Here is a 23012-nt window from a genome sequence, read left to right on the forward strand (position 1 = left end):
CTACTTTGGGGCACTTTTTTTAAAACAAAAAAAAGGCTATCAAAAATGATAGCCTAACCACTAAGTCTTATACCGAAAGCGTTTTAGCTCGGGAATGAGAAACTAACGCCTTCTTTAACGCCGGTTGATGGCCAACGTTGTGTAATCGTTTTACGACGTGTGTAGAATCTTACTGAATCTGGGCCGTATGCGTATAAATCACCGAATAATGAACGCTTCCAACCACCAAAGCTGTGATAAGAAACTGGCACTGGTAACGGTACGTTGATACCAACCATTCCCACCTGGATATTATCTGAGAAGTAACGAGCTGCCGCACCATCACGGGTAAAGATACAAGTACCGTTACCGTATTCGTGATCGTTGATTAGCTGCATTGCTTCTTCCATAGTTTCAGCGCGAATCACTTGTAGAACTGGGCCGAATATTTCGTTTTTGTAGCTATCCATTTCTGGCGTTACATTATCAATCAATGTTGCACCAACGAAGAATCCGTTTTCGAAACCATCAACTGTTGGTTTACGACCATCAACGACAACCGTTGCGCCGTCTTTTTCTGCGCTATCGATATAGCCAACCACTCTTTCCTGACTTTCACGAGTAATCAACGGACCGAAGTCATTTTCTTTTACTTTCGCTTCACCGACTTTTAGCGGCGCCATACCAACTTTCATCTTTTCGATCAATGCGTCTGCTGCGTTATCACCCACTGCAACCGCAACTGATAGCGCCATACAACGCTCACCTGATGAACCAAACGCCGCACCCAATAGTTGGTTTACTGCATTATCCATGTCTGCATCTGGCATTACGATTGCGTGGTTTTTAGCACCACCAAGTGCCTGACAACGCTTGCCGTTAGCAGTCGCTGTGGTGTAGATGTATTCTGCGATATCGGTCGAACCAACAAAGCTAACTGCTTGAACACGCTTATCATGCAATAAGGTATCAACTGCTTCTTTGTCACCGTTAACAACATTCATTACGCCATCAGGAAGCCCTGCTTCTTTGAATAGTTGAGCAATGAATAAAGTCGATGATGGATCTCTTTCTGAAGGCTTAAGTACAAATGTATTACCGCAAGCAATCGCCATTGGGTACATCCATAAAGGTACCATTGCAGGGAAGTTGAATGGTGTAATACCAGCAACAACGCCTAATGGCTGAAATTCACTCCACGAATCGATATTTGGACCAACGTTTTTACTGTGCTCGCCTTTCAGGAATTCACCTGCGCCACATGCGTATTCGATTACTTCGATTCCGCGCTGTAATTCACCCGCTGCATCGTGACAAATTTTACCGTGCTCATCACCGATCAATTCACAAATCTTGTCTGCGTTTGCTTCTAGTAATGCTTTGAACTTGAACATAATCGCAGAACGTTTTCCGACGGGCATGTTTCTCCACGCGGGGAAAGCAGCCTGTGCAGCAGCAATTGCTTCTTCAACTGTCTCTTTTGATGCCAGTGCAACTTGCTTGCTTACTTCACCTGTTGCTGGGTTAAATACATCTTGAGTACGGCCATTATCCGTATATGTCTCGCCGTTAATTAAGTGTCCAATCGTTGTCATTTTTTCCGTCCTATATCGTTATGTTTTTGTTCTTTAATTCATGGGTTAAAAAGATCGCTTAAGTCTCTAATTGCTCTCTTTTAATCCAGTTCTCTAATTGACTCGCCCAGCGCATTGATCAGGCTGTCGATCTCTTCTTTTTCTACCGTAAAAGGTAGGCCTAGCTGGATCATATCGCCACCATATCTGACATAAAATCCTTTCTCCCAGCATTTCATCGCGATCTGATAAGGGCGCAACATTGGTTCTCCCGGTGCTGCCTCTATTGTGAGACCTGCCGCTAAACCGTAGTTACGAATATCGTTAATATACTGCGTACCTTTGAGGCTGTGTACACTTTCTTCAAAATAGGGTGCCATCGATTTCACGCGTGAAACCAATTGATCATTTTCTAACACATCTAACGCTGCCAAGCCTGCTGCACATGCCACAGGATGACCTGAATAAGTATAGCCATGAGGAATCTCTAGCGCGTATTCCGGACCACCATTTTCCATAAACGTTTCATACACATCTTTTCTGGTAATCATAGCACCCATCGGCACCGTGCCATTGGTGACCTGTTTAGCGATGGTCATTAAATCTGGCGTTACGCCAAATTCTTCCGCTCCCGTGTTTGATCCCATTCGACCAAAACCTGTGATAACTTCATCAAAAATAAGCAAGATATTGTGTTTGGTACACACTTCACGCAGGCGTTTTAAATAACCCACTGGCGGTGGAATAACGCCCGCCGAACCAGCCATTGGCTCTACGATAACGGCAGCGATATTCGACGCATCGTACAGTGCAATCATTTCTTCTAGCTCAGTGATTAAATGCACACCCGTTTCTGGCATACCCTTGCAGAACAGATTTTCAGGTAACATGGTGTGCTGTATATGACTGGTTTCTAACGCCGGACCAAACATAGCTTTGTTCGGACCTATTCCGCCGACACTGATTCCACCCCAGTTCACACCGTGATAGCCTTTCACTCGGCCAATAAAGCGATTCTTAGTTCCATGACCTTTTTTACGCCAATAGGCACGAGCTACTTTTAACGCAGTTTCTACAGATTCTGATCCTGAGTTTGTAAAAAACACACGATCCATCCCATCAGGCATAAAATCAGTAATGCGATGCGCTAATTCAAAGGCTTTGGGATGACCAAATTGAAACGCGGGTGAATAATCCAGTTGTGCGATTTGCTTACTCACCGCTTCGGTGATTTCAGGGCGACTATGCCCTGCTCCACACGTCCATAATCCTGATAGTCCATCAAATACCTGACGTCCTTCTGCATCGGTATAATATTTACCTTCGGCAGAAACAATCATACGAGGATTTTTCTTAAATTCTCTGTTCGCCGTATAAGGCATCCAATAGCTGTCTAGTTGCTCTTGTGAAAGATTACAACTGGCTAGTACTTCACTCTTACTTTGCATATCTACCTCGTATTGCTGTATGGCTTTGCATACCCAGCAATTGTCCCTATCAAATGTGAGTACGCTATTATGGACTTATTATTAGGTTATTAAATCAAAACATATTAAACTTAGTTTAAGCTTTTACTTAACTAACAGAATTTTCTTAAAACCTTTCTATCCCACTCCCATCAGATGACAAGCCAAAACGCTAAAAAAACGTTACTCCCCCACAAGATTGGCGACACCCATATTCGCTTGTTACGGATTTATAAAACCGTTATCGAATCGGGTGGCTTTGCTTCTGCAGAAATTGAATTGAATATCAGTCGACCCGCAATCAGTCTGGCTATATCTGAATTAGAGTCATTACTCGATATGCGACTGTGTCACCGTGGTCGCGCTGGTTTTTCGGTGACCAATGAAGGCGAAACAGTGTATCAAGCGGCGTTGCAATTATTGGGTAGTCTTGAGACGTTCAAATCGCAAGTGAATGCCATCAACAGAGAATTAAAAGGCGAGTTCAATATCGGCATTACGGATAATTTAGCGACGATCCCGCAAATGTACATCAGTCGGGCATTGACCAAGTTAAAAAATCGTGGACCTGAAATCATCGTCAATATCCGCATGATTCCGCCAAAAGATATTGAAACGGCGGTCATCGATGGACAACTTCACATTGGTGTTGTGCCAGATTTGCGCGCGCTTTCGGGGTTGAATTACATACCGCTTTATAAAGAAAAATCATTACTCTATTGCAGCAAGGAACACCCCCTATTTTCAAAAGATAATACCAAGTTGAGTTCGGAGCAACTCGCTGAATTTGATGCTGTGTTACCCGCCTACCCACAAGCCGCAGAAATCAAACAACAACAGAAAAAACTCAGAGCAACGGCGACATCGACAGATCGCGAAGGTATCGCTTTCTTAATATTAACAGGACATTACATCGGTTTCTTGCCGACTCACTTTGCCGAACGCTGGGTTAAGGATGATTTGATGGTAGCGATTCAGCCCGAACAAAATAACTTCATCACGCACTATTCCGCGATTGTTCGCAAAGGTGCAAGAACCAATCTGATTTTAGAAAGCTATCTGGAAGAATTAAATAGCACCTTGAAATAAAAAACTCATGTAAGTGGGGGGGTGTCTTTTGTACTATCCTTACTTCTTGTTAATTGTATTTTAAGGATCAATCCGATGTCAGCGCTTTTTTCTGAACTCAAAATCAAAGATATTACTTTTCGTAACCGCATTGGTGTTTCACCCATGTGTCAATATTCGTCGAATCATGGCATGGCTAATGATTGGCACTTGGTGCAACTCGGTTCTCGTGCTGTCGGTGGTGCAGGTTTCATCATGTCAGAAGCGACAGCAGTAACACCGGATGGACGAATCACACCTAAATGTGCGGGTTTGTGGAACGATGAGCAAATAGAACCACTAACGCGCATCAATAGCTTTGTGAAAGATCATGGCGCTGTGATTGGCGTTCAGATTGGTCATTCTGGCCGTAAAGGCTCTGCAGCTGTTCCGTGGGACGGTGGTGCGCATTTAAGCGTTGATGAAGGTGGCTGGGAGATGATCGCACCCACAGATCAGGCGTTCGATCAGGATGGCACGCGTTTGATGAGGGCACCGCATCAAATGAGTCTGGATGAAATCAAACATATCCAGAACGCTTTCGCAGAATCCGCTAAACGCGCATTAACCGCCGGATACCAATTACTGGAAATTCACGGTGCACACGGCTATTTATTGCACAGTTTTTTCACACCGTTAGTAAATACTCGTGATGATGCCTACGGCGGAGATATCAAAGGTCGTGCAAAAATGATGCTGGAAACCGTCGATGCTGTACGAGCTGTATGGCCAGAAAATCTACCCCTGGCTGTTCGCTTATCTGCAGCTGACTGGATCGAAGGCGGGCTAACCGTTGAAGATAATATTCAAATGGCTAAATGGCTGAAAGACCGTGGTGTCGATATTGTCGATTGTTCAGGTGGTGGCGCAACCCCGGAAGCCAGGGCGTCGATGGGTGAACGTACCGCAAACCAACCTGCTTTAGCAGGAAAAATTCGTGAACAGGCAAACATCATGACGATGGCAGTGGGTGCAATTACAGACGCGAAACAGGCAGAAGAATTAATTGCCAGCGGTCATGCAGATATCGCGCTAATGGCTCGTCAGAGCCTGTTAGATCCTTACTGGCCAATACATGCTGCGACTGAGTTAGGCGTATCGAATAAAGTGTTGATGCCTGTACAGAATGGTTTCTTTGTTGGTAAGTAAGTAAGTAAGTAAGTAAGTAAGTAAGTAAGTAAGTAAGTAAGTAGGTAAGTAGGTATCTAAGTAGACAGGTAGCCAATCAAGCCAACAAAAAACGCTATCACTAAACATAAAAAAAGGCGGTCGTTATTACTAACGACCGCCTTTTTTATTTATCTAGTTTAACTAATCGAACTAAGAAATTACTTAGCGATTAAACGATCTGGAACTGTCAAACCAATTTCTTTGTAGTACTTAACTGCACCCGGGTGAAGTGGTACAGGTAGACCAGCCATTGCAGCATCTTTATTCATCGCTTTAGTCGCTTTATGAATCGCTTGCAAGAATGGTAGGTTTTCATACAGTGCTTTAGTTAATAGGTAAACGTGATTCTCATCAACGCTTGCATTAACCGCCAGGAAGTTAGGCTGTGCGATCGTTGTTACATCCTTATCTTGTCCTGGGTAAGTACCTGCTTTAATAGTGAACGGTGTCCATAATTCACGTCCGCCATCCATCTTTTTCATTTCTTCAGGAGTTGTATTTAACAGTGTAAATTTACCTGTGTTTGCTGCCATCAACTTAGTGATTGCACCCGTTGGCGTTCCTGATGGGATACCAACACCAGATACCTGACCATTCGCTAATGCATCTGCTGTTGGACCGTAACCAGAGTAAACCAGCGTGTAGTCTTTTTCGATATCAACACCAAGACCCTGCATCAATACTTTGTTAGAACCTAGCGTTCCTGAGTTTTGCTTACCAAAGCCCATCGACTTGCCTTTTAATGCAACCATATCAGCCATAGTGCCGGTTTTTGCATCATCTTTACTTACGATGAACTGCTCAACATTTTGCCAAAGCATGGTAACCGAACGCATATTGGTTTGTTTTGCCGTTACCGGACCTGTGCCCGTTGCCGCGTAAGAACCGTAAAGGCCCTGAAGGATTGCGAAATCTGCAGTGCCAGCACCTAATGCCTGTACGTTAGCACCAGAACCTGCCGAGTTAACTGCTGTAAGGCTGAAGCCTTCTTTTGGTAACAATTTAACTTTAGATAACGTAGAAATAGCCGTTCCAACCGGGTGGTATGTTCCACCTGTTGACGCTGTATTCAATACATAGTCTTTTGTATCTGCCGCATTTACGCCAGCGACAGCTAGAGTTAGTGCACTTACTGAAAGTAGTTTAATCAGTGTTTTTTTCATTATAATTTCTCCTATTAGATAATAATTTTAACTTTGAAATTTTTATGTATGTAACGACTAAAAACAAAATTAGGTCTAGCTAAAAGTTGTAAATGGATTATACAAAAATTAACAAAACCTATAAAAATCTCTAAATAATTTTCGTCGATACTAGTATAGGATATTAAAAACGTTATACACGTAAATGTACGAAATTAATGAGGTTTTATAATTTTTCTACCGTATAAAAAGGCGTTGTCTTCATCCCGGGAAATTTGCAGTAGCGGCTAATGTAATATCTAAACGATTAACGTTTCAAGTGCTTAAGGAAGTGCCCTTCTATAAGCTTGAAGATAAACACGATGGTGAATGTAATCACCAGATAGAAAAGACCTGCACTTATGAAAGATTCAAACGGCGCATAATATCGCGAGTTCAGTATTTTCGCCGCACCGAACAAATCCACCAGTGTAATCACACCAGCAAGTACCGTCGCGTGCAACATAAAGATCACTTCATTGCCGTACATGGGAATAGAACGCCTTAACGCACTCGGCAGAATAACATGGCGATATTGATCCCATCTGGACATACCATAAGCCACTGCCGCTTCTATTTCACCTTTAGGTGTTTGTACAATCGCGCCACGGAAAATTTCTGCCGTGTAAGCAGCGGTATTCAGTGCGAATGCGAGAATCGCACACCAATAAGCTTCTTTGAAGAAGCCCCACAATGGACTCTCGCGTAACCATTCAAATTGCGATAAACCATAATAGATAATAAATATCTGTATAAGTAGGGGGGTGCCTCTGAATACATAGATAAAGCTTTTAGCCGGTATTCTTGCCCACTTCGTTTTTGAGGCAGCCATAATCGACAAGGGTATGGAAATAACAAACCCAGCGATTAAAGATATAATGAGTAACTGTAAAGTAAGACCTAAGCCTTTAAATAACAGCGGTAGATTGTCGAAGATAATCGAAAAATCCATTTCAATGACCTCCTATTTTGTAGCGGCGTTCTAACCATTTCATGGCGAGATCACTGATCGCTGTAATCAGCAGGAATAGAACCCCCACTAATACGTAAAACGTAAATGGCTGGCGTAATGTATCGCCTGCAACTTTCGCGTTGAAGACCATGTCTTCGAGGCCGATAACAGACACTAGCGCCGTTGTTTTGACCAATACCAGCCAGTTATTGAAAAACCCTGGAATCGCATGACGAATCATTCCCGGGAAAGTAATGTGGGTAAATACCTGAAAACTTGTCATACCGTATGCATGACCTGCTTCGATTTCACCTTTGGAAACCGCCATAATCGCACCACGGAAGGTTTCGCCCATATAGGCACCAAAAATAAAACCAATGGTGAGAATGCCGGCGATAAATGGGTCAATATCAATATAACCCCAGCCGAATTTATCACCCACTTTATTTACCAGAACCTGACCACCGAAGAAAATCAGCATCATTAAAACAAGGTCTGGAATACCACGGATGACAGTGGTGTAGGTGCCGGCAATAGCTTTCGCGATAGGACCACCATAGAGTCTGGCGGATGCGGCAAGAATGCCTAAAGCAAGTGATAGAATTAATGACAGCAGGGCTACTTCGACTGTTACAACCATGCCCTTTAGGATCATGGGAAGATAGCCACCAAATATTTCTGTCATAGGATAAATCTGTTAGGAAGGTTAACTAAAAAACCTCTCCCCGATTTATGAGGAGAGGCTGGTAGAGATCTTATTCGCCAAACACGTCGAAATCGAAGTATTTTTCACGAACTTTATCGTAAGGAGACTTACGTAAGTTTTCTAATGCTGTATTGAATTTATTCGCTAGCTCTGTATCACCTTTGCGGATTGCAATACCGATACCTTCACCGAAGTATTTCGGATCTGTGTAGCTATCACCGATAAACTCGTAGTCTTTTCCGTTATCAGAGTTGATAAACTCAAGCAGTACGAATGCATCAGCGAATACAAAGTCTAAACGACCTGCATTTAAGTCTAGGTACGCTTCTTCCTGTGTGCCGTATCGTTTGATATCAACGCCTTCACCAAATGTACCAGTGATGAACTTGTCAGAAACAGTACCGCGTTGAACACCTACGCTCTTGCCTTTTAGGCCTTCAGCAGAGATCACATGGTCAGCACCTTTTTTGTGGATGAAACGCGCAGGTGATTTGTAGTAATGATTAGTGAAATCAACTTTCTCTTTACGCTCTTCTGTAATAGACATAGAAGCCACGATCGCATCGTACTTTTTAGCGATAAGTGCTGGGATAATGCCATCCCAATCTTGTTTGATTAGCTTACACTCAACACCCATTTCTTTACAAAGTGCGTTAGCCATATCGATATCAAAACCGCTAAGCTTTCCATCTTTATCTACTTTACTAAATGGAGGATAAGCGCCTTCAACACCGATGCGCAGCGTTTCTGCGAATGCCGATGCAGTAAAAAGCAAAGAAACACTCAATAACAATGAGCTAATAGTTAAACGTTTTTTCATAAGGTAAATCCTTTTCTATTGGTTTAATTGATGTATTTAATCAATACACTCGTCTATCTTAGACAAAAAACGAGCGTTTGTTTTGAGGAATCTCAGATTTTGCTTAATAAAAACTCTATAAGTATCAAATTCCTGTGTAACGCTTTATATAACAGACTGTTAAAAATCGTTATATTGAGTAATACCTAATACTCCTTTGAAATAAACTGCGTAAATTGGGGGGATTTAGGATTGGTAAATACTTCTTGTGGAGGACCGTCTTCGACAATAACGCCATCATCGAAGAAAATAACGCGGTTAGACACATCTCTGGCAAATGCCATCTCATGCGTAACCACCAGCATCGTTAGCCCTTGTTCGGCCAATTTCTTGATGACATTCAGCACTTCTTCAACCAGCTCGGGATCGAGTGCAGATGTTGGTTCATCAAATAATAAAATATCCGGTTCCATCGCTAACGCTCTGGCAATCGCCACACGCTGCATTTGACCACCAGATAACTGGCCGGGGTAATAATCCAGTCTATCCATCATGTCGACTTGTGCGAGGTATTTTTCGGCGCGCTGCTTGGCTTCTTTTTTAGGAAGTTTTAGGGCTGTTTTTAATGCAATCGTAACATTGTCTAAAACAGTCATGTGAGACCAGAGATTAAACTGCTGAAACACCATCGGCATTTTTGTGCGCAAACGACGAATTTGTGCTTTATCGCTCGCGACTGAGTCACCCTTTTTATTCGGGCTAACCGTGATAGCTTCTCCGTTGAGACTGATTGTCCCTTCTGTGGGGGTTTCTAAAAAGTTGATGCAGCGTAGAAAGGTACTTTTACCTGAACCACTGCGACCTAGAACGGATATTACGTCCCCTTTGGCAGCATCGATTGAAACACCCTTGATAACTTCCAGGGACCCGAAACTTTTATGCAGATTATCTATTTGTAACACGTATAATTTTTTTCTTAGATCAGTTGGTTTGATTGTAGCCTATGTGAATGATTTGTTTTGAAAATAATCATCATAGTTACGAGTAATGTTGGAAAAACATACATAGATCAAAGTCACCCCCCTACTTTGGGGGGCTTTTTTATGTTTGGGTTTGGCTTTATGTTTGAGGTTTTATTGTATGACTTTTTTAGAACATGACTTTCAGAGCATGTTCTATGGAAGTATGTTTCAAGACTTGTCTTTCATTTGTTTCATGGATGTATTTTTATTCGGAAAGAAAGGATGCAATACCTGTCCCATCACCGTTCTTGGTATACGTTTGGTGGTGCCATATTCTGCCGGCCAATGTTCTCCGGGTAAGTGATAGGTGCCAAATAATCGATCATACAGAACGGTATGCGCTGAGTAGTTCGTATCGATCGCGGGCTTTTCCGAACTATGATGCCAATGATGAAATTGCGGCGTCACGAACACGTATTTCAATGGCCCAAACGGTATCGATAAATTCGTGTGAATCAGGATCGCTTGCAAGGCGGCAAATACCACATAAGCATTTAACGCCGTTTCATCGGCACCTAATAAATACAATGGAATCATCACCATGGCACGTTCGGAAAATACTTGAATGAAATGACCGCGTGACCCTGCCAGCCAATCGATGTTTTCAATCGAATGATGCACCGCATGTACTGGCCACAGTAGCTTGATTTCGTGATACGCCCGATGTTCCCAATACAAGACAAAATCAGCACTCAAGACAATTAAAATCACTTGCAGCGTAATCGGCATGGATTGAATAGATTCTTGTAACGATGGGCTTAATGCCCAATCAAAATGACTGGCGTGGTAGTTGCCAAAAATCAGGATTGCTGAAATAGCCAAATGATTGAAGCAAAAATAAAACAGATCAACATCCCATTCGGGACGCATGATGATCTGATCACGGTATTTAGGAAACAGTTTTTCCAGCACCATAAAAATGATAGTTGACCCTAAAAATGCGAGTATTAACCAATCGACACCTAACGATAACTCTTTAGGCTCAACCGCCCCGACAGGTATTTTGTACCCACCCAAAGCAAAGCCTATCAAGGTCAGTGTAATGCCCGCCAAACCAAAATATTTATAGCGAGCTTTGTTTAAAATAAGCGTCAACGCACCAAACAATAATGAGAAATACATCCCGTATTTGAGCACTATTTGTAATTGCCCCGCATCATAGGTTTTACGCAAATCGGTTGTGGTGAGGTATGAAGGGTATAAATACGCAAATACCGCCAACAAACTTAAAACACCTAAAACCAGAGATAAAACCCCGCTGATTTTGCCTTCGCCAAAACGAAATTCTTTGGATGAATCTTTCTCTATTTGCCTTTCTTTGTATTGGTATTCTTCGTTCATTGTTAGCGAGTCCTATGCTCTTTTAAGCTTATGCATTTAAGCCATTTTTTATTATTTTTTGCCGATTATAGCAAAACAACCCTAATGAGGGCTTAAGCAATGTTAGCGTCGAAATACTTCTCAGCATTTATTAACTAAAGGCACCCCCCTACTTTGGAGGCTATTTTACGTTTATTAATTAAACGCACATTACCTTTGTTTTTAATGTGATCATAAAGCTGAACGCTTTTGACTGGATAGTTGTAAGGAAGCGAAGGAAGAGTGAATTAGAGAAAAAATGTGAATGAGGAGAAAAAGAGATTTATTCTTTATGATTTTCGGATTGGCAATTTATTGGCATTGACTCAGAAACGCCTTTTTGGCTTCCTTTTGTATTGATTCCATCTCACCACTTCTTTGCATTTTTAGCAGCTCTAACTTTAGTTGTTCGGCAATAGACTCGTTACGTTTATGCAAATAATGGTACATCTGAAAGTTATCTAAAATGGGAGTTAATGCCTTTATATCGTTGAACTGGAATTTATTTGCGATACATCTCACGCCATATACCCCAATAAAAAAATCACTCCTGTCGGCACTTAATTTCCTTAAACCCTGGTAGCTAGATTTCACTCTTGCTGAGTTGAAACCCTTGCTTTTTTGTTCTGCAAATTTATTACCAAAAATAAAATCAATTTTGTATGGTTTAAGGCTTTCCCACCCTTCTACGACAAAATCCTGTTTTTTGGTATACGCATAAATCTCATTTGAAACAATCGAAATCGGTATCTTTATCAAATTATGATATTCACTTTGAAGCCCACTCATTCTCACTAACTCACCACCTGTCACCCCGGAGTTAGCAGATACTAAAGATCGTTCTGCGGGGAACAATTCAAATTCGACTTCTTTTCCAATTCGCGAATAAGCGACTTTAAGAATGCGTCTGGCTGTTTCTATAAATAATGAACTATCAAGGTCTGGCTGAGAAATAACAATTTTGTTACCGCTATCTAGGCTATCGTTATCAGGAGTACTATTGTTAACAGGAGTACTATCGTTTTGCTCTTGAGGCTCTGCTTGAGAAACGCTTGGGTAAACATGTTGAGATGCAATTGAAATAGACGCCATTGTAGAAATAGCGAAAATAGCAGCGATGAAAAGCTGTTGCAGCTTATGCATAAAAACCTGTTTGTTTTGAATAGTTGTGTAAATTCATAATTATATAAGCACTGTCATAGTCACTACTATGGCTACGATAATTAGCTGATTAGCTTCTATCTGGGTAAACTCTAACTATATTATAAAACAGACATTAACATTGATTCATAAACTCTAAAACAGATTGTTTCTGTAACTCCTCAATTCGTCCAGTTGATTTCATATTTCTTAGAATCAGCTCTAATTTTTTAGCGAGCTCACTGTGCTCTTTATTTAAAAAGTGAAATAAAATCACTGTCTCCAAGGGTGGATCTAAGGATTTAATATCTGACAAATTCAGTTTATTGATAACACACTGAGCACCGGTTAATCCGATAAACACATCATTCCTTCCCAAGTCCAGTTTGATTAAACCTTGCTTTTCAGATCTGACCCCTTCTACTTTCATCCCTTTAGTTTTATCTTCAATCGTTTTAGAACCAGTAACATACCCAATACTGTAGGGTAAAAGACTTTCCCATCCTTCTACTTTTATATCCGTTTTGGCATAAACAGAAATCACGTCATAAGCCACTGGTACAGAAATCATTATAAGGTCTGGATGTAGTTCTTTAATACCTATAGTTCTTGCCAGTAAACCATCCGCAGAACCATTTTCAATATAATACGCCGAACGGATTGCAGGCAATTTTTCTAAAGTAATATTGATGCCAATTTGATGATAAGCCTCCGTAAGTACCCGCTTAGCCATAAATTGATAGGCAGACTCTTTGGGATAAGACAGTACAATTTCATGATTCGCGTGAGATTGCGAAAACACCGAAAAAGAAATAATTATAAGAAATGATCGCAAACAGGAGGATCGTATTTTATTTATCAGCATGGTCATTTCTTAACTTCTATAAAGGGGAGTACTAGTGAGTAGTGTGCACACTAGCGGATGTTCACTATACATTACTCACCATAATATCTTATATACAAAACAGTCTCACAAGTATTCATAGTATTTTATGCAAACCATGAAAAAACTTATAGTTCAGCTTATATCTATAGACTCTCTCTTACGTTTGAAGTTTTTTTTAAACAGTAAAACGAAGTAAGGATTGAATCTAGATGGCGCATATTATAAATTGAAAAATCATAAATCTGTAATATTCTTGTCATGTTCAGCGTCTACTATCTTCTGTTTTTTAGACAGAGGATGCTTAGAATGCGAAAAATCTCAGAATTACAAGCGTTCTACACGCCCGATAATCAAAACCAATATAACGAAGCGCTATCGCAGCTTCAGCATGCTGTGCAAGTTGCCAAACTTGCTGAGCAAAACTTTGCAACCGATGCACAGATTGCTGCCTGTCTATTACATGATATTGGCCATTTAATTTTTGATACTGACCTGACACTTGAAGGCAGAGATGATGTGCACGAAGTACATGGCGCGATCATTTTAAGTCAATTCTTTGGTCCCGAGGTGTTTCAACCGGTTCGCTATCACGTTGAGGCCAAAAGGTATTTATGCACCATTGATAATCACTACTATAACGACCTCCCCCCAACTTCTAAAGAGAGTTTAAAGCTACAAGGCGGACGCTACCAAAACACGCAACAAATCAAAGCGTTTGAAAACAAGCCGTATTTCAAGGAAGCCGTTCAACTTAGTCGATTTGATGATTGTGGGAAAACGTCAGAAAATTCAAATGCAGATTTTGATCACTACCTTCCACTACTGAACTCACTACATGCGTATGCTAGCTAGTCTTTTATTAGGAAGATTAATCAGTACGGCTCACCGCTTTTTCAAAACTAATAATTCAAAAATAGATGGAGAATCAGGTTCAGGTCATTTAAAACCTATCGTAACGATGGTTTAATAGAGACCACTGCTAACCACATTTTATTATGGACACATCAATAAGAATGAATAACCCTAGCTCATCTACTCAGATACCTGAAAGCGACATACAAAGTCAGGAGCGCTATGCGATTTATTTCACTCTGCCAACGGATCATCCAGTTTATCGTTTAGCAACTTTGTGGCTTGGGTACGATGTATGCACCGGCAGACATATTGAAGACTTTGAAAAAACTGTTTACCACCGTGACCTGGATGAATTAGCTAAATTTTCGACAAATCCCAAAAAGTACGGCTTTCATGCAACACTTAAAGCACCATTCAGACTGCAATCTGGAAAAAATATTGAAGAGCTAGAATCAGCTCTGGATGAATTCAGCAAAAACTATAATCCCTTTAAATGCAAACCACTAAAAATCAAAAAAATGGATAAGCTTTTAGCATTGACCCCGATTAAACCGTGTAAAAAATTAACTGCTCTAGCGTCTGATTGCGTCACCACATTCGAAGATTTCCGCGCACCCAACACAGAGATTGAGAGAGCACGAAGAGATCCCGATAATTTAACCCCCCATCAAACCGAGTTGTTAGACAAATGGGGTTATCCGTTTGTGATGGATGAGTTTAATTTTCACATGACGCTGAGTAATCAATTGAAGAAAAAAGACATCAAGATTGTTCGCAAGTGCCTCAAACAATTATTCAGATCTTTTTTAGGCAAGCCCTTCCACGTCGACCAAATATGTCTGTTTCACCAAACCAACTACCATGAGCCATTTAAATTAGTGAGACGTTATCCGCTAGTGGGATGAAGGCCGTAAGAAGATAGAATAAAGATAGAATGATTCTGAATTCGATAAGAGTTATCGCGACCTTTGCAGAATCGTAAATTCAAGGGAAATAGTTGAGGATATAAAGAGGCTTTTCTATTGATTAATAAAAAAACCCCTTATAAGTAGGGGGGTGCCTAACTAAAGAATCTGACTCAAAAACTCTTTGGTACGTGGATCTTTCGCTTCATCGAAAAATGTAGTTGGTGAGCCGTGCTCAACGATGACACCTCTATCCGTAAAGTAGATATGATCAGCCACTTCTCTCGCGAAATTCATTTCATGGGTTACCAGAATACAAGTCATACCCTCTTCTGCCAGGTCTTTTATCGTTTGCAAAACTTCGCCAACAGTCTCAGGGTCAAGTGCTGCTGTAACTTCATCAAATAGCATTACATCAGGATTCATTGCAAGTGATCGCGCGATAGCAACACGTTGTTGCTGACCACCAGATAATTCACCCGGATAGCTATCCTCTTTACCGTCAAGACGTACTTTTTTAATCAGTGCTCTTGCCGTTTTTTCTACTTCAGCTTTACTTTGTTTCAATACACGAATGGGCGCCATCATGACATTTTCAAGCGCGGTTTTATGTGGAAACAGGTTGTATTGTTGAAACACCATTCCCACTTTTTTTCGAAGTTCTAGCTTGTCAAGATTAGGATCATTAACTTCTTGCCCTTCAACTAAAATTGATCCCTGCTGGATATCGTTAAGTGCATTGATACAGCGAATCAGTGTCGATTTACCAGAACCAGATGGTCCAATAATACAGACTACTTCGCCTTTTTTGATGTCCATCGAGACACCTTTCAAAACCTCAAAATCACCGAATGCTTTGTGCACATCCTTAATCGAAACCATTGGCATGCTGTCATCCCAGTTCATATATATTATTCCTTTGACTTTTAATCTCACTGTTGTTCTGAAGAACAACAGTGTGTTTATTAATTTTTCTTAAAGAGTATTTTCTTAAGAAAACGCTCCTTAACCTATCACTGAGAATTTCTTTTCTAAACGTACTGTCCAGCGTGCAATCGGGTAGCAATACATAAAGAAAATCAACAATACAAATGAATAGAACGGGGCGAGTAAATCCGTTCTACCACCTTCTGCTGCCAATGCTTGTCCCGTAAGCGTCATTACCTCTGATACACCAACGATAGATGCCAATACAGTTGCCATCGTAAGTATCGCGTAGAGGTTCATCCATGGCGGTAACATGCGTTTTACACATTGCGGCAAGATGATTAACCACAACGTTTGTCTGCGTGTATATGCCAGACTTTCTGCGGCTTCCCATTGACCACTCGGTAGCGATACAACGGCACCGCGAACGATCTCTGAAACATTCGCCATAACGGGTAATGATAAGCCAATGATGGCTTTTACCCAGTCAGGTAACGGTATAGCTAATCCGCCAATGTTTATTTCAAACGGTAGTAAGAACATCGCGAAAAAGAGTAAAACCAACCACGGTGAATTACGGAAGAATTGAGTGATAAACCACGAAGATCTTCGTATCCATTTATTCAATGAAATCTGCCCTAGCCCTAACACCGCTCCTATTGCTGTACCAATTGCCATGGCACAAATAGAAATCACGATATTGAAGATAAAACCTTTCAATAACAGCGGCATCCAGCGCCATAAAACTTCGGGAATGGAAGACTTAGCATTTTCATCGACACCAAAGGCGATACTCGATGAAACGATACAAAAGAAGATAAGCATAAAGCCATGCCACGGCTTAAAAATATAAGCACTTAAACTAGAAGTAAGTGAACCGGGTACTTTTGCTTCAGGGGTGATCATCACCGGAAGATCAGTTTTATATTGCTGTTGTTTTTTACGACTATTAAAGCCGTTGTAAGTAGAGTGACTCATGTGCCAAACCCCGGAATTTTAAGCGATCTTTCCCAGCGATTCATACCCCATACCAGAACGCCGACTAAAAAGAAGTATGCGAGTAGTAAGAAGATCATCATCTCGGTGACATTGACATTATCAGACCAGATTTGATTAGATTCATAAAGCATTTCTGGTACTGCAATCGCATAAGCTAAGGTAGTTGTTTTGACCAGATTGACCAGATTATTATTTAACGCAGGTAATACCACACGAAATGCCAAAGGCAGTGTTATATCTTTATAAATTTGTAAACGTGAAAAACCCAAAGCCTCTGCGGCTTCAGTCATAGATTTGGGAACTGCTTCCATACCAGAGCGGAAAATTTCAACATTAAACGCACCAGCAAAGAACGATAAGGAGATCGCAGCCCAAGCGAAGCCACCCAACAATGGCATTTCACCACCATATCCATTAGATACTTTTGGTAGTAATGCGCCTATCGCAAAATAGAAGAAATAAAGCTGCACTAAGGGAGGAGTATTTCTGAATATCTGGATATAGCCATTAACAATTCGGCGCGTCCATTTTAGTGGCGAATTTTGTAGCCATGCACCGATGATTCCAATAATTACGGAGAAAAATAATGCTACAACGGATAGTTTGATTGTCATCAAGAAGCCATTCCACATTCGGGCTCGATCATAACTATCGTATAAAAAAGGTAAGTTTATCCCCGTGTTGTCGTAGAGGATTTTAAACCATTCAAAAAAGGCTTCCATGTATGGATCTCAGTATTGGGAAGTAAATAAACAAAAATGGGTGAAGATCAGAATCGAATTCCACCCATTAGGATAAACTTTAGCAAAGGACTAAAGTTTACTTGTACTCTTCATGCATTTTAAGTGCGAAAGGCGTGTTTTCTACACCCCATTTTTTCTCAAGCTCAAGAATACGACCAGACTTATGCCAGCTCTTGATTTGATCACTCATCAATTCATGGAATTTAGTCTCGCCTAATTTAACCGCTAACCCCCAAGGTGCATCATCAATGGTTTTCAATGGCATTTCATAATCTTTCCATGCTTCATCTTTGGTTTTAGCAACGATTGATGAATCATCATAAACCCAAGCTACACAGTTACCACCCTTCAACGCTGCTAAAGCCTCTGCAGTGCCTTTAAAAGCAACAATTTGAGCGCCAAATTCTTTACCGGTTTTCTTATTGTAGAAAGCACCTTGAATACCACAAACTGGTTTACCTCTTAGGTCTTCCCATTTCTTGAATCCGTACTTTTTAGCCGATAAAATATTAGTACCTGATGAGTAATAATTAGGCTCTACTATCGAAATGACTTTGCGACGATCTGGCTTATCAGTCATGGTAGCGATCATTAAGTCAACTTTGCCCTGTTCTAAGAATTGCATTCGATTTGAACTAACGACAGGTACATATTCAATCTTAACACCTAGACGATCAGCAACATCTTTAGCCAGTTCTGGCTCGATGCCTATGATATTTCCTTCAGGATTACGAAAACCATAAGGTTTGTAATCTGCCTTTACAGCAACTTTCAGAACTCCACGTTCTTTAATATCATCTATGACATCAGCTTGAGCAATCTGACTACTCATTGCAACTGCGCACAGTACTGAAGCGCTTACAATTTTACTAAGAATTGGTTTAATCATATGGTGGATCCTCTATTTTTTTTGTCACAACAACCGAAAAAAAAATTGCTCAAGATAGGTGACAACTATTCTTTACAATTCATTCATTTAAGTAAGACTAGTAGAGAAAAAACAAGTTGTCAGAATTGAATCATTTTTAATAAGGTGAATTTTTTTCTATTCTAAAAGAATTATTATCACCCCCCTACTTTAGAGCACTTCCCTAATTACTTTCTCTAAAAAGAGTTTGTTACAGGATGAAATAATGAACCAGAATTATAAGGAACTCTAATTATTACTATTAGCTATACCGATTCAACAATCATTTTAAATAATTATAAGTAATATGCCAAAATGTAACTAATAGCGATACACTCCGCCTTTAAACCACCTATATTGACCTGGAAACGTAGATGCAATCTGCAACATCAAAAAAATTTACTCAATTGCTTTACAGTAAAACACTGGGGGTTTTTCTAGCCGTTTGCCAACATCAAAGCTTTACTAAAGCCGCAAAAGAACTAGATTTAAGCCAATCCTCTGTGTCGCAAAACATTCACAAACTCGAGGATACATTGGGGGTCAGTTTATTTAACCGCGAAGTTCGACCAATAACGATGAATCAGGATGCCATCCTGTTACGAGATCTTTTAGAAGGACAGTTCTCTGATATCGAACAAACTATCTCTCTAATTAGAGAGCGTAATAAACTGAAACCTATTGTTAAAATCGGCATTATCGACTCCCTATCATCTAGCGTAGCTCCGGCACTTATTCACGCTTTGTCAGAACAGACTCGGCAAATTTCAGTATTGAGTGGGATATCGCCCAATATTGCACATGATTTAATGAATAGAGAAGTCGATATTATAATTACCAGCGACCCTTTGGATGGTATTGAAGGACTTAATCGATTTTTCCTTTGTGAAGAACCACATTTACTTGTTCTACCGAAAAAATCAACCTTAGTAGATTCTGCCGATAAATGGATAAATTTAATAGATAGTGGCTTGCCTCTGGTTCGATATTCTCGCAGATCAGCCTCTGGACGATTAGCCGAAAACCATTTTTCACGTATGCGCCTTACACCTTCTGTGAAAGTAGAAGCAGATACCACTCGTGTTTTATTATCTATGGTTGCAGATGGATTGGGATGGGCTGTTTCTACACCTCTATGCTTGTTGCAGTGTAAAGATATTCTCTCTGACGTTCATATACAGCCATCACCGAAACCTTCGTTTAACCGAGCTATATACATTATTACCCGAGATAAAGAATACCAAGGTCTAGTGAATATTATTCAGAAAGAATGTGCACAACAATTGAGAGAAAACCTTCTGCCTAAAATTGGAGATAACTTCCCTTGGACTGCCTCGGAAATTATTATTAATGAACAGGCCAATTCTTAACACTATTTAGGGTTTAAATATCTCATTTGTTTCTCATTTTTCTCTCAACGTTCAATGTGTAAAACAGTGAATAAATCATTGATCGATCCGAGCTTTTCTAAATTCAAAATCATGGTTATCAACTTATTTTGTTGATCTGTATTCATACTAGCTTTTGTGCACTTACAAAACTTATCGATAAATTCTTCGTCGGTAAATGGCTTTTCATGATTGCCTCTTGCAAGATCGTTCTCTAAAAAGAGCTTCTCACCCTCTTTTTTGGTAATCCAGATTTTTATGGGTGCCGTTCCTATAAATCCTAATTTGGCAAGATCCTCATCCACTTCCATGGTAATACGCTGCATAAAAGCCTGAACTCTTGGATTTTGAATTTTTTCCTCGGTAAATTCATCAAGTGTAATTTGACCGTAGATAAAAGCAGCAGCTAGAGAAAATTCCAGAGAGAATCTGGCTTCAACAGGTGTCTTTGGTTGATGCGACACTAACTCTTTTGGGCCGAGTAAACTAACACCGCAATCGATGGACTCAATATCTTCTGAATCAATTTTATTGTGATTAAGAAATTCAAGAATCACATCACAAGCGGGGTGGTTACCACTGCAGTTAGGGTATTTTTTGAATGCGTAACCGCGAGTAGAAATATCCCACTCCTCACCAAATTTAATCGATTCAGTAAGACTTCTCGCCTTATTCGCCAGCTCATCCCCGGCAAAGCATTGAATAAAACCATCTTGGCCTTCCAGTGCCATCGCAGAAGACGTAATCCCTGCTTGCGCCAGACTTACCGCTTCCAAGCCTGCTTTGGCAGCCATGCCCGCATGATAAGGTTTTGATTGAGTACCAAAATTACTCCGTATGCCGCTGGCTCGCGATAGCGAAAGCGCTAACGCTCGAGTCGTCATTTCTTCATCGAGTTGTAAAAGCTGACACGTTGCAGCAGCCGTTCCAAAGGAGTAAAAAATTCCAGTTGTGTGCCACCCCTGTTCTGATGCTTCAGGCATCATTAAATCAGCGACTTTGTGGGCAACCTCAACACCTGTAATATAAGCCAATAGTAACTCTTTACCAGACTTTCCCTGATCCTCTGATACAGCTAAAAGCGCGGGTAGAATTACCGTTGTAGGATGACCAATCGTTGCCCAGCTAGTATCGTCAAAATCAAGCGCATGACCTGCCGCTGCATTAACCAATGCAGTATGTTCCACATCCATCTTAAGATCACTACCGATGATTGAAGCCGACTCTCCCCAACTTCTTTTTTTCGCCCATTGAACTAAGTTTTTAGTCACTTCTTGTGTACTACCAGGAATCGCAACCCCTACATAATCAAGTACAGCTCGTTTGGCTATTTCGACCGTTTCTATAGGCAATTGATCGTAAGTCGTTTCATTCAGAAAACGAGCGGCTTGTAATAAGATTGGCGATTGAGCACTCATTCACGGTTTTTCCATTTAGTATTAAAAAAGGTATTGAATCGCTCTGGAGATGTCATCATCAATGGGTTAAGAAATGTTTCAGCTTCTTCCTGACTCATTATTCCTGATTCAACCACTACTTCTTTGATTGTCTTATTCTCAAGTTCAGCTTGTTTAGCAATTTTAGAGGCAGTTTGATAATCAAATAAGGTCGCGATAACAGTTGATAGCGCAATTGATTGCTCTGCATCCTGTAAACACTTTTCCTGATTTACCTGAATACCATCAATACACTTTTCAGCAAGTAACGGCAAGCATCGACTAAGTAAGCCACAAGATTCAGTGACACAGTTTAAAATCAGCATCTCCCAAACATTCAGATCCAATTCGCCTTCACAGGCTCGGGTGACAGAAACATCATTACCGAGTACTCGAAAGTAAACCTGCATTGCCATCTCTGGCATTACCGGATTAACTTTTCCGGGCATAATTGATGAACCAGGCTGTACTGCCGGCAATCTTATTTCACCCAGTCCTGCTCTAGGGCCTGATGACATTATACGTAGATCACTAGAAAGTTTATTCAGATTTAAAGCAACAGCTTTCGTCACTGCGGAAACTTTCACCCAAATATCAGCATTTTGCAAACCATCAAACAAGTTATCTTCAACGACAACATCCAAACCCGTTACCTGTTGCAAAGACGCGTACAAGTTTTCTTTATACCCCTTAAACGTACCAAACTCAGTACCTACTGCAGTGGCTGATAACGGCAACTCCAAACAAAGTTTTCGTACATTACGAACATCAACAATCATTCTCTCGAAAGCACTGCGATAACCGCTGAACTGCTGACCTAATGTAATAGGAAGCGCATCCTGAAAACAGGTACGACCAAGCTTAACCACTTCATTAAACTCATGCTCTTTACGCTTCAACGACACTGTAAAATCTATAAGCCTTTGTTCCAAAACCTCAAGTGTTTGATAGACAGTTAACTTCATCGCTGAAGGAATCACATCGTTAGTAGACTGCCCCATATTGACATGCGTATTTGGGTGAACAGTATCGTAGCCTTTATGATCGGTTAAAATCTCATTTGCCCGATTCGCCAGTTCTTCATTGAGATTCATGTTTGCAGACGTTCCGCCACCACCCTGATATACATCGATACAAAAGGACGCAGCATCTGGATTAACAATCACTTCGTCTGCAGCCTGACAAATCGCTTTATAGATGGGTTCTTCTAATGCCCCAACATTATAATTTGCAATCGCCGCTGCTTTTTTTATTTGGGCAATACTACTCACAAAATAGGGAATATCACTTATGGTCTTATTCGATATATCAAAATTCTCTTTTGCTCGCTGTGTTTGAATTCCATAATATACAGCGTCGTCTAATAGACTTTCGCCAAGGGCGTCGTATTCAATACGCATCAGATAAACCTCTTTATCAAAAATATCTATGCTTAAAAATGAACAACTCATTTTTTATTTGAGCAACCTTATAAATCAATTGCGGTTGCTTTCAATAATTAAGCGATAGTT

21 protein-coding genes are annotated in these 23012 nt (G+C 40.6%); 5 read left to right on the top strand and 16 right to left on the bottom strand.

What is annotated here, in order from left to right:
- Positions 1 to 83: 83 nt before the first annotated feature.
- A complete protein-coding gene (locus tag OO007_RS14170) occupies positions 84 to 1574 on the bottom strand; it encodes a CoA-acylating methylmalonate-semialdehyde dehydrogenase (RefSeq protein ID WP_131906744.1) in 1491 nt (496 codons plus the stop codon).
- Positions 1575 to 1654: 80 nt separating this feature from the next.
- Complete coding sequence (locus OO007_RS14175; RefSeq protein WP_325809292.1) at positions 1655 to 3001, bottom strand: aspartate aminotransferase family protein; 1347 nt, start codon at positions 2999 to 3001, stop codon at positions 1655 to 1657.
- A 174-nt stretch (positions 3002 to 3175) separates the two neighbouring features.
- Here OO007_RS14175 and OO007_RS14180 point away from each other — a divergent pair, with 174 nt between their 5' ends.
- Both OO007_RS14180 and OO007_RS14185 read left to right on the top strand, forming a co-directional pair.
- Positions 3176 to 4108: a LysR family transcriptional regulator gene (locus OO007_RS14180; protein WP_131906746.1), complete on the top strand. Its 933-nt coding sequence runs from the start codon at positions 3176 to 3178 to the stop codon at positions 4106 to 4108.
- Positions 4109 to 4183: 75 nt separating this feature from the next.
- Positions 4184 to 5275 (top strand): NADH:flavin oxidoreductase/NADH oxidase, encoded by a 1092-nt coding sequence (locus tag OO007_RS14185; RefSeq protein ID WP_325809293.1) that lies wholly within the window; start codon positions 4184 to 4186, stop codon positions 5273 to 5275.
- A gap of 179 nt (positions 5276 to 5454) precedes the next feature.
- Here the strand turns inward: OO007_RS14185 and OO007_RS14190 are convergent, their stop codons facing one another.
- The 8 genes from OO007_RS14190 to OO007_RS14225 all read right to left on the bottom strand — a co-directional run bounded on the left by OO007_RS14190 (position 5455) and on the right by OO007_RS14225 (position 13257).
- Positions 5455 to 6459, bottom strand: coding sequence for a TAXI family TRAP transporter solute-binding subunit (locus OO007_RS14190; protein ID WP_131906748.1), 1005 nt, complete (start codon positions 6457 to 6459; stop codon positions 5455 to 5457).
- Between the two features lie 286 nt (positions 6460 to 6745).
- Positions 6746 to 7429 (bottom strand): ABC transporter permease, encoded by a 684-nt coding sequence (locus tag OO007_RS14195; protein WP_325809294.1) that lies wholly within the window; start codon positions 7427 to 7429, stop codon positions 6746 to 6748.
- A 1-nt stretch (position 7430) separates the two neighbouring features.
- On the bottom strand, positions 7431 to 8114 hold the full coding sequence (locus OO007_RS14200; protein ID WP_243651652.1) for an ABC transporter permease: 684 nt from the start codon (positions 8112 to 8114) through the stop codon (positions 7431 to 7433).
- A 70-nt stretch (positions 8115 to 8184) separates the two neighbouring features.
- Entirely contained in the window at positions 8185 to 8955 is a 771-nt protein-coding gene (locus tag OO007_RS14205) for an ABC transporter substrate-binding protein (RefSeq protein ID WP_325809295.1), read from the bottom strand.
- Positions 8956 to 9140: 185 nt separating this feature from the next.
- Positions 9141 to 9896 carry an ABC transporter ATP-binding protein gene (locus OO007_RS14210; RefSeq protein WP_131906751.1) on the bottom strand — a complete coding sequence of 252 codons (756 nt, stop codon included), beginning with the start codon at positions 9894 to 9896 and terminating at the stop codon, positions 9141 to 9143.
- A 228-nt stretch (positions 9897 to 10124) separates the two neighbouring features.
- Positions 10125 to 11297: a sterol desaturase family protein gene (locus OO007_RS14215; protein WP_325809296.1), complete on the bottom strand. Its 1173-nt coding sequence runs from the start codon at positions 11295 to 11297 to the stop codon at positions 10125 to 10127.
- A 330-nt stretch (positions 11298 to 11627) separates the two neighbouring features.
- Positions 11628 to 12458 carry a hypothetical protein gene (locus OO007_RS14220; RefSeq protein WP_325809297.1) on the bottom strand — a complete coding sequence of 277 codons (831 nt, stop codon included), beginning with the start codon at positions 12456 to 12458 and terminating at the stop codon, positions 11628 to 11630.
- Positions 12459 to 12591: 133 nt separating this feature from the next.
- A complete protein-coding gene (locus OO007_RS14225; RefSeq protein WP_325809298.1) occupies positions 12592 to 13257 on the bottom strand; it encodes a substrate-binding periplasmic protein in 666 nt (221 codons plus the stop codon).
- A gap of 390 nt (positions 13258 to 13647) precedes the next feature.
- Here OO007_RS14225 and OO007_RS14230 point away from each other — a divergent pair, with 390 nt between their 5' ends.
- On the top strand, positions 13648 to 14193 hold the full coding sequence (locus tag OO007_RS14230) for an HD domain-containing protein (RefSeq protein ID WP_325809299.1): 546 nt from the start codon (positions 13648 to 13650) through the stop codon (positions 14191 to 14193).
- 161 nt (positions 14194 to 14354) lie between these two features.
- Entirely contained in the window at positions 14355 to 15101 is a 747-nt protein-coding gene (locus tag OO007_RS14235) for a DUF1045 domain-containing protein (RefSeq protein ID WP_325809300.1), read from the top strand.
- Between the two features lie 159 nt (positions 15102 to 15260).
- Here OO007_RS14235 and OO007_RS14240 read toward each other — a convergent pair whose 3' ends face one another.
- The 4 genes from OO007_RS14240 to OO007_RS14255 all read right to left on the bottom strand — a co-directional run bounded on the left by OO007_RS14240 (position 15261) and on the right by OO007_RS14255 (position 18659).
- Positions 15261 to 16007, bottom strand: coding sequence for an amino acid ABC transporter ATP-binding protein (locus tag OO007_RS14240; protein WP_442784346.1), 747 nt, complete (start codon positions 16005 to 16007; stop codon positions 15261 to 15263).
- Positions 16008 to 16106: 99 nt separating this feature from the next.
- Positions 16107 to 17006, bottom strand: a complete 900-nt coding sequence (locus OO007_RS14245; protein ID WP_325809301.1) for an amino acid ABC transporter permease — start codon at positions 17004 to 17006, stop codon at positions 16107 to 16109.
- A complete protein-coding gene (locus OO007_RS14250) occupies positions 17003 to 17749 on the bottom strand; it encodes an amino acid ABC transporter permease (protein WP_325809302.1) in 747 nt (248 codons plus the stop codon). Before OO007_RS14250 ends, OO007_RS14245 begins: the two co-directional genes overlap by 4 nt.
- 97 nt (positions 17750 to 17846) lie before the next feature.
- The gene (locus OO007_RS14255) at positions 17847 to 18659 is read right to left on the bottom strand and encodes a transporter substrate-binding domain-containing protein (RefSeq protein ID WP_325809303.1); all 813 of its coding nucleotides are present in this window, start codon (positions 18657 to 18659) and stop codon (positions 17847 to 17849) included.
- A 392-nt stretch (positions 18660 to 19051) separates the two neighbouring features.
- On the opposite strand from OO007_RS14255, the gene OO007_RS14260 reads away from it, so the two are divergent.
- Positions 19052 to 20047 carry a LysR family transcriptional regulator gene (locus OO007_RS14260; RefSeq protein ID WP_325809304.1) on the top strand — a complete coding sequence of 332 codons (996 nt, stop codon included), beginning with the start codon at positions 19052 to 19054 and terminating at the stop codon, positions 20045 to 20047.
- A gap of 44 nt (positions 20048 to 20091) precedes the next feature.
- On the opposite strand, the gene OO007_RS14265 is transcribed toward OO007_RS14260, so the two are convergent.
- Both OO007_RS14265 and OO007_RS14270 read right to left on the bottom strand, forming a co-directional pair.
- Positions 20092 to 21483: an MmgE/PrpD family protein gene (locus tag OO007_RS14265; protein WP_325809305.1), complete on the bottom strand. Its 1392-nt coding sequence runs from the start codon at positions 21481 to 21483 to the stop codon at positions 20092 to 20094.
- Positions 21480 to 22952, bottom strand: coding sequence for an aspartate ammonia-lyase (locus tag OO007_RS14270; RefSeq protein ID WP_325809306.1), 1473 nt, complete (start codon positions 22950 to 22952; stop codon positions 21480 to 21482). Before OO007_RS14270 ends, OO007_RS14265 begins: the two co-directional genes overlap by 4 nt.
- Between the last annotated feature and the right edge of the window lie 60 nt (positions 22953 to 23012).

This window comes from Cocleimonas sp. KMM 6892, from assembly GCF_035798195.1.
In the GTDB taxonomy this organism is placed as follows: Bacteria; Pseudomonadota; Gammaproteobacteria; order Thiotrichales; family Thiotrichaceae; genus Cocleimonas; species Cocleimonas flava.